This is a genomic window from Streptomyces canarius (assembly GCF_014650735.1).
In the GTDB taxonomy this organism is placed as follows: Bacteria; Actinomycetota; Actinomycetes; order Streptomycetales; family Streptomycetaceae; genus Streptomyces; species Streptomyces olivaceoviridis.
On the sequence record NZ_BMVN01000122.1, the window covers coordinates 1 to 8,538 of the forward strand.

6 protein-coding genes and 1 pseudogene are annotated in these 8,538 nt (G+C 68.4%); 3 read left to right on the forward strand and 4 right to left on the reverse strand.

Annotated features, from left to right (window positions below):
* Nucleotides 1-65: 65 nt before the first annotated feature.
* A complete protein-coding gene (locus IE294_RS45840; protein ID WP_189895253.1) occupies nt 66-392 on the forward strand; it encodes a hypothetical protein in 327 nt (108 codons plus the stop codon).
* An 86-nt stretch (nt 393-478) separates the two neighbouring features.
* A protein-coding gene (locus IE294_RS50195) for an IS630 family transposase (protein WP_435858242.1) occupies nt 479-1,545 on the forward strand; the annotation gives its coding sequence in 2 pieces (ribosomal slippage) (nt 479-922 and nt 925-1,545; 1,065 coding nt in all).
* A gap of 81 nt (nt 1,546-1,626) precedes the next feature.
* Here the strand turns inward: IE294_RS50195 and IE294_RS45855 are convergent.
* A complete protein-coding gene (locus IE294_RS45855; RefSeq protein ID WP_189895256.1) occupies nt 1,627-1,791 on the reverse strand; it encodes a hypothetical protein in 165 nt (54 codons plus the stop codon).
* 224 nt (nt 1,792-2,015) lie between these two features.
* Here IE294_RS45855 and IE294_RS45860 point away from each other — a divergent pair, with 224 nt between their 5' ends.
* Complete coding sequence (locus tag IE294_RS45860) at nt 2,016-3,875, forward strand: YncE family protein (RefSeq protein WP_229918203.1); 1,860 nt, start codon at nt 2,016-2,018, stop codon at nt 3,873-3,875.
* Here the strand turns inward: IE294_RS45860 and IE294_RS45865 are convergent.
* The 3 genes and pseudogenes from IE294_RS45865 to IE294_RS48835 form a co-directional block, all read right to left on the reverse strand.
* The gene (locus tag IE294_RS45865; protein ID WP_189895258.1) at nt 3,860-4,012 is read right to left on the reverse strand and encodes a hypothetical protein; all 153 of its coding nucleotides are present in this window, start codon (nt 4,010-4,012) and stop codon (nt 3,860-3,862) included. The two genes, IE294_RS45860 and IE294_RS45865, sit on opposite strands and share 16 nt — an antisense overlap.
* Nucleotides 4,013-4,953: 941 nt before the next feature.
* Nucleotides 4,954-5,550 carry a hypothetical protein gene (locus tag IE294_RS45870; protein ID WP_189895259.1) on the reverse strand — a complete coding sequence of 199 codons (597 nt, stop codon included), beginning with the start codon at nt 5,548-5,550 and terminating at the stop codon, nt 4,954-4,956.
* A gap of 32 nt (nt 5,551-5,582) precedes the next feature.
* A pseudogene (locus IE294_RS48835) lies at nt 5,583-8,538 on the reverse strand (hypothetical protein); the annotation flags it as partial.

Consider the following 8,538-nt stretch of genomic DNA (forward strand, 5'->3'; position numbering starts at 1 on the left):
CGGCACCCCGGCAGAAGAACTCATGCTGGATCTAACGACGGACTACCGGCGCAGGACACTAGCTGATGGACACCACGCACTGCGCCGTCGACGGCTGGGTCGACGCGATCCCCACCCCCGGCCCGAGCGGCACCGCCACCTTCGACCTGATCGTCCGACCCGCCAACCCGGACGCCGTCGACGACGACGCCCCCGACACGGTCGTTACCTGCACCAGCGGCGACCCCCGCATCACGCACGAGCTGCTGAACGGCATCCAGTCCGGCGACCTGCTGCGCGTCACCGGCACCCTGGTCCAGCGGCCGGCACCCGGTGAGCCCGCCCGGCTCACCGTCGACGCCCTGGAGGTCCTGGACACCGGGCTGGTCCCGGTTATTGGTAACTGCGGATAACAGAACCTGCGGAGTGCCGTTACTGAGGTTGAACTCGTGAAGTCGTAGGGGCTGACGGCTGGCCGTCTCTGCGGTATCACCGGGGCATGCGGTATCCACAAGGGGGCGGGCTGACCGCCGAACGGCAGCAGTTCCGCGAGGAGTTACGGCTGAAGGCTGCCGAGAGGTTCGCCCAGGGCGAGGCGAGTTCGGTGATCGCCAAAGACCTGCGGGTCAGTGTCCGCTCGGTGCAGAGGTGGCGGCAGGCGTGGGACGAGGGCGGTCCGCGTGCCCTGCGGTCGCAGGGACCTGCGTCGCTTCCGAGGCTGAGCGAGAAGCAGTTCGCTCAGTTGGAGGCGGAGCTGGCGAAGGGGCCGGCCGCGCACGGCTGGGAGGACCAGCGGTGGACGCTGGCGCGGGTCAAGACGGTGATCGGTCGGCGCTTCCATCTGACCTACACGATCCAGGGTGTGCGCAAGCTCCTGGTGCGTAATGGCTGGTCGTGCCAGGTGCCGGCCCGGCGGGCGGTGGAGCGGGACGACGAAGTGGTTGCCGGGTGGGTCAGGGAGGTGTGGCCCTGCGCGGAAGACCCGCGGCGGTGAGTGGAGCCTGGCTCGTCTTCGAGGACGAAGCCGGATTCTCCATGACGCCGCCGCAGGCGAAGACCTGGTCGCAGCGCGGGCGGACCCCGGTGGTGAGGGTCCGCGGCCGGTCCCGCAGACGGATATCCATCGCGGCGCTGACCTGCTACAAACCCGGCCACCGGTCTCGGCTGATCTACCGGCCGCGACGGGACGACGGCCGACGCGACGGACGCAAGAGTTTCTCTTGGCGCGACTACCGGGACCTGCTGATCGCCGCACATCAGCAGCTCGGCGGCCCGATCGTGCTCGTCTGGGACAACCTCAACGTCCACAAGGCCGCCAACCTGAGGGAATGGGCTGCGGCCCGGGACTGGCTGACCATCTACTACCTGCCGCCCTACGCACCCGACCTCAACCCCGTCGAAGGGATCTGGTCCCTCCTGCGACGCGGCTGGCTCTCCAACGTCGCCTTCAACACCCCTGAACACCTCGTCCAGCGCATCCGACGCGGCCTACGGCACATCCAGTACCGCAGCGACCTCATAGACGGCTGCCTCACCGAGACCGGCCTGGCCATCAGACCCACCTGAACACCACGCGACACCACGAGTTCAACCTCAGTAACCAACAGCATCAGATATGCAGGACAGGGCCGGGATACAGCGTGGTGGTCAGGGGCGGCCGGTGACGCAGGTACCGGCGAGGCCGGGCAGCGTGGTGGGCTTGGAGACGGAACAGAAGCCGACGGGCTCGACGCGGAGATGGACGCTCCAGGGGTCAGGGCCCCGGGAAATAACGGCCGCGGCGGAAACCGCGTTCTCGTCTGTCGCAGGCATGCCATACGCTGCCCTGCAGCAGCCGTGCCCCGGACGCCGTCGCCCTTCCTGGCGTGTCTGGGCGTTGCGCGGCGCTCTCGACATCACTCGGCCCCTGGCCGGGTTTCCTCGTGGGGGTACACAGCACTGTGGGTACGCGCAGCATCTCCATCGCGACAGCGCTTGCGGTCGTCTTCAGTTCGGCGGCACTGACCGTTGTGGTAACGGCCAGTTCCGCGTCGGCCGTGACCGTCGGCTCGTCCTGGGGCATGGTGGTGGACGGGGCCCGCCACCGCGTCTTCATCGGCGACGACACGCGGGACAAGGTCGTCGCCGCGGACTACAACGGCAACCTGGTCGACTCGGTGAGCGGTATCGACGGCGTCGCCGACCTGGCCCTGTCCGAGGACGGCTCCACCCTGTACGCGGCTGCGCGCGCCAGCCACGAGATTGTGGCTCTGGATCCGGCGACCCTTGACGTCAAGGCCCGGTACCCGGTGGCCGCCGGTGTCGGCCCGCTGTACGTCGAGGCCGCCGGGGGCAAGGTCTGGTTCACGTACGGCGAGTGGGGCGGCGAGACGGAGGCCAATCTGGGGTCGATCGACCCCGCGGTGGACCCTGCCAGCGGCACCGACCCGGTCTCGCTCGGGCAGTTCCCGCTGCACGACCACGGAGTCAGCAGCCCTGCGATCCTCGATGCCGACCCCTCCACGCCGGGCCTGCTGGCGGTCGGTCAGCGGGATTTCTACGACTCGGCCAAGCAGGTGCTGGCCGTCGTCGACGTCTCCGGGCCCACGCCCCGGCTGGTCGCCTCCCAAAGCGGTGGCCCGACGGTCTACGTCAACGATGTCGATCTCCTGCCCGGTGGCACGGCGGTCCTGGGCGGCGCGACCAAGCGGTACGCGTACGCCGACGGCGCGTTCACCGAAACCGCCTCCTATCCGTACGGGCAGCGCGCCGATGTCGCGCCGAACGGGCTGGTCGCCCAGGTCGGCCCCGTCGGGGACTACCGGGTGTCGGTCTACCGGCCCGGTGAGAGCAAGGCGGTGCGCACCTACGCGCTCGACGCCTCCCACGTCGCCTGGGCCCCGGACGCCTCCCGCCTGTTCGCCCTGGTGTCGGTCCCCGGCGGTGACACGCTCAAGGTGCTCACCAACCCCGCGCTGAGTGTGCCCGCGATCACGGTGAACGCGCCGTCGACGGCCACCCGCGCCAAGCCGCTGACGGTATCCGGCAAGGTCACGGCGACGGTAAAGCTCCCGGCCAGGGCCCAGCTGAAGGTCACCCGCACCGACATGGAGCACCCGGACGGCAAGACGCTGCCCGCGGTCACGGTCAAGGCGGACGGCACATACTCCTTCTCGGACACTCCCACCTCCGGCGGTACCGTCACCTACCAGGTGTCCTACGCAGGCGACGCCGAGCACACCACGGCGAGCGCCTACGACAAGGTCTCGGTCTCGCTCGCCACGCCGTCGCTGAGCCTGAACAACAACGGCAAGGTGTACGCGTACGGCGCCGACGCGCCCTTCACCGCGCACCTGGGATCGACCTACAAGAACCGCACGGTGGAAATCTGGGCCGACCCGTTCGGCTCGGACCGCCCCAAGAAGCGCATCAAGTCCGGCACGGTCAACTCCCACGGCAACATCTCCGCCGTGGTGGACATGACCCGCGACACCACCGTCTACGCCGTCTTCAAGGGCGACTCGCACTACAAGCCGCGCACCGTGAAGGTCACGGCATACGCTAAGGTCCGCGTCTCCACGGCCGTCTCCCGCCACTACAAGACGGGCAAGATCGGCTCGACGACGTACTACTGGTTCCACAAGAGAACGAACCCGCTTCTCACGACGACCATGACGTACTACCCGGGCCGTCAACAGCGCTTCGACCTCCAGGCGTACTACCAGGGCTCCTGGCACTCGCTGGACTCGCAGTACTTCACGCTCGGCACCAACGGCAAGTCCGTCGTGGAGCTCGGCGCCCCCGGTGAGGCCGGCGTCAAGGCCCGTATGCGGTCCGTCTACGTCAACGGCTCGTCCGGCGACTCGGTGAACTCCACCACGTACGGCAGCTGGAAGTACCTCTACTTCAGCAACTGACGCCTGGATCCACCGCGCTCGGCCATGGTTTCCATGCCCGGGGCCAGCAGGTCCAGGGCGAAGCCGGAGTCACGGTCGGGTATCCCGGCGGCCTTGACGACGTCGCCGACAGGCCAGCGCGAGTACGGGGGCGGCATCCGGGCCGCCTCCTGCCACCGGGGAACCCGGTCGGCCCCGCGCCCCGGGCGCGGGGCAACACCGGGGCGAGGCGGGGTTGGTTTACGCGGGGCTGTCGGAGGTAGCGGCCTTGCGTGCGAGGCTGCCAGAGGCCACTTGCACGCCGAGCGTGTCCAGTGGGCGGGTGGAGTCGGCGCGGCGCTGTGCGGCTTCCTCGGGGGTGTGGGCGGTTGCGACGTGGACGTTCGTCCAGGTGTCCATCACCAGGCGCGGGCCGCCGAACTGAGCGCCGAGGGCAATGTCGCTGGCGGCGACGGTGTAGCGGGGGGCTGGTGCGGTCGGCAGGCGGTTCGGCGACCTGCCGCCGGGCTGGCCGGCTGGCTGGGGCCGCCACCGGGGTGGCCAAGATGACCAGGCGCGCACGGGGTAGGTAGTGGCCTGTGCAGTCCGGGCGGCAGGACCCTTCCTCGTGGCCGATGAAGTTGCCGCCGCACGCCCAGGACTCCGACCACTCGGTGACGACGCGTCGGCTGATGTGGGGGCCTGCGGTGCCGGGGGTGTGGCGGCGGCTGCGGCGGATGTCGGTTGCTATGTGAGCGGGGAAGGGATGCACGGGGTCGCCTTCTGCGCAAATCAGGGGGCGTTGAGATGACGGTGGCGCCGCGAGGGGCTAGACAGACAAGACGCGGCCGCAGGAAGGGGGTATGGGTACGGCCCCGTGCCGGGACGGATGTCCGGGCACGGGGCCGGTCGGCGCGGCAGGCTGGAGGATTACAGAGAGCTGACGAACCGGGCGATGGCCTTGCGGCTCCTCGGGCGTGCCGATCTGCTGGGCCAGCAACGCCCCCTGGGGCTACCTCTCCTGGAACGCTTTCCGGGACCGGCTGGAGGCCTCCTGGACGAAGAAGGCGCCGTCGGTCACCGAGTTTTGGCCTGGTCGAGCCGGGCTGAGGGCGGCGCCTCAGGGTTCTCCGCCGAGGCCGAAGGTGAGGTCGCGCTTGAGGCGATCGATGGCCTCCACGATGTCACGGGCCTCGTCGAGCATCTCGTCCGCCACCGCGTGCCCGGGCCCGTAGTAGCGCTCCTCCATCTGGGCGTAGAAGTCGGCGTAGTACTCAGCCAGGACGTCCAGCAGCGAGTCGCCGTACCGCGGAACCTCAGCGGGCAGCGCCTCCAACACCGTCCAGACCGCGCCCGCAATGCCGTAGATCGTGGCGGCGCCCTGGGCGAGGTCGGACAGGCGGTAGCACAGCATGGAGTCGCCGTGCTTCGTCTCCTCCTCGCCAAGGCGGACAAGGGGGAGCAGGTCGGGGTCCAGGTCAGCGACGGCCTTCTCGTACCGCTCCGACGTGCGAGGGGCCGGCGGTACCGGGCCCCGGCCGGGCCCGGTGATGAGCCGCCACGGCTGGTTGGCCGGGAAGTAGTTGGGCAGCTCGGGGTCGAACTCTGTGTCGGCGATGGCGAAGATCTCGTCGGGAAGCTCCACCCCGTAGCACACGGCCAGCGCCTCGCGGGCGCTCCGTCCCTGGTCGTAGAGGGCCTGTGCTCGGGCGGCCATCGCGGCGTATCCCTCGCGCGGCGTCGTCGGGCTCACTTGTCGATTCGCCCTTCGGTAGGTGGCACGATCTCGTCCAGGCGCTGCTTGATCTGTACCCACGTCCCCTCAAGGTCGGCGGAGGTGAGCGCGCGGACGATTTCCTTGGTGATTTCCCCGGCCTTCCTCACCAGATCCTCGCGCTCTCTCTCACTGTCGAGCACTTGTTCAACTTTTGCGTCAATCGCCTCCAGGCGAAGCCGGAGCTCCTTGGTACCGAGCGCCTTGGGATTGCGTGCCATCATTCTCACAACACTTTCCACCTCGGAGTAGACCCTGGCCGTCAGACCCTGGGTGGCCAAGATTGCCCGCCGGGCCGCGTTGGACGCAGGCGTTTCGGACTTGGACATCTCCATGGCGAGCCGCTTCGCGTTCGCATAGGTCTGTGACTGTCCCAGCAACGCGTCGGCGGGATCCGGATTCCGCCGCCTGGGCCGGGCGGCGTGCAGGACCTCGGGGTCGCCGATGCCGAAACCCCGGGAGGAGTCGTGGATAAGGGGGTCCGTCGTCGTCGCGGCCTCGGGGACGTAAGCCACGAAATCCTTTTCGTCGCGGTGGTATCCCCTCGCCAGCCGATCACGCATCGCCCAGCCCTCGGCGGCTTTCTTGCCCCAGAAGGGCTTGTTGTTCCCCATCATCGCCGGATCCTCGAAGATGCCCGGTTGTTCGTTCTTGTCGTGGGTCCAGGCCTTGATGAGCATGTTCGGCTCGGTCGGATAGATCATCCGCGGCAGGACCTTCGCTACGGCCGCCCGGATCGCCCGGTCGATCTCGTTGCCCAGGACCGTCAGCTGAACCCTCCGGGGATCCGCGTTCGCGGCCCAACTGACTCCCTTGAAGGAGTACCCTCCGATTGTCAGCATGGGGTGCCGCTGCATCTCCTCGAGAACCTTCGTGTACTTCGCGAGGACGCCCATCGGGTCCTCGCCGACGGTGACCAGCCCGCCGTCCGGATCCTGGCTGAAGATGTGCACCCGATGGTTCCGGGTGGACAGAATCTCGACCGCCTGCCTGGTGTACGTCGAGCGGAGCACCTGTTCCCGCAGGGCGCCGTACGGGAGTGACTTGCTCTGCCGCATCGTCGACTCCTCGTCCTTCGCCTTCGTCCGGTCGCCCTCGTCGGTCAGCGCCGCGTACGCCTTGCGCACTCTGCCCAGTGGCACCGCCCCGCCACCGCCCTTGGGAAACCACCGCGGCTCCCAGAGAAAGCCGAAGACCGCCATCAGCATGTTGCTGCGCTTCGACACACCCGAGACGGCGTTCTCTACTTCCTTGCGGGCCGTGTCGGTGGCCTCGGTGTCCAGCCCTTCGAAGGCGTTGACGCCCGCGATGACCGCCGTCCGGTTCGCCGCCACGGCCTGCAGCTCCGGGTCACCGGCCCAGGCCAGGTCCAGGTAGCGGGTCGCCAGATCGCTCATGGCTTTATCGGGCGTAGCGAGAAGGTTGACGGCGAAGCCGGTGAAGTCATCCTTCACTTCGAAGCCACCGGCGGGGAAGGGCTGCAGCTGCTCGTTCACGGTCCCGACCAGAGTGCTCTTCAACTGGGCCGCGCCTTGAAGCGGGCCGATCTTGTACGGGAAGGCCTCGCCGGCCGCCGGCACCTGGCCCTGCTGCTGGGTGGTGTTCGGCGCGATCTTAACGGTGGTCGCGATCTGTTTGTCCCGGGCCACCCCGGTGAACGGCTCCATGCCGATGGTGAGCTTGAGGCCGCGGGCACGACCGTCGAGGCGCCCCTGCTGGGTCACGGTGATGTTCTTGGCTGCGGCGACCTTCCTGGCGTACGCGGTGCGCAGGTCGCCGTCCTCGGGCTCGGCGGTGCCGCGCAGCGCGTCGAACGACTCCGCGATCACGGCGCGGTTGAAGGCGCTGTGGTCCTTCGCGGCGTACCAAGAGGCGCCGTTCTCGCCCTTCGCGATCCAGCCCTTCCCCTCCTCGGCGGTGGCCTTCTTTGCACCCTTGCTGGCCGTGGCCCGGACCGTCCAGTGGGTGCCCGCCTCGGCGACTAGGACCTGCACCTGTACGCCGCCGCGGGCCGCTCCCGTCTTGGCCAGGGCCGATTCGAGCTCGGCGCGGCCGACGAGCTGCGTATCAGTTCGCTGCCGGGCGACGGCCCAGCCGCGCTGTGCAGCCTGCCGGGCGATGACGCGCACGTCCAAGGGATCGGCCTTCTTGCTGTCCTTGCCCTTGAGTTTCGCCCAGATCTTCTTGCCCGCCTTGACTATGAAGCCGACGATCTTGTCTAGGGCCCGGTTGACCGGCCGTGCGACCTTCTGGAAGACCTCCTTGATCTTGTTGACCAGGCCGCCGATGCCCAGGAGCGAGGCCAAGAACCCGATGAGCAGGGGGATGCTGGCGGCCAGCGCCATCTCGACCATCTTCGGGACGCCCGCCGAGCCCCCGTTGGCGATGGCGATGACCGCGTCCAGGACCGCGTTGACGAACTCCACGATCTGGGCGCCCTGGTTCACGGTGAACATGACGATGTCGATGATCCCCTTGACCGCGCGGACGAACGCCGACGCCGGGTTGAGTAGGGACAGGATCCAGGTGATGCCCGCCATGATGACCGTGGGGATGAGGTAGGACTTCAGTTCTTCGAGGATGGTGGACTTCAAGTCGCCGACCTCGGCGATGATTTCCTTTGCGGCGCCCGCTGGACCCTCCGTCGCCAGTGCCTTCGCGACGGGGACGGATTTTTCGGCGGCGGTGACTGCCTGGTCGGGGACGCCCTTGCGGGTGATGCGGGCCCGGATGTTGGCCCAGGTCAGGCCGAGGAGTGAGGCGATGAGCTGGATGATGCCCTTCAGGTCGAACTTGGAGGGGATCTCGATGCCTGCTTTGGCGGAGGTGCCCAGCAGCCAGGAGACCAGGCCGGTTTGGAGATGGGTTCCGATGTTCGAGATGAACTGCTGAAGGCCGGCGCCCACCGCGCGGACCAGGTTGCCCAGGAAG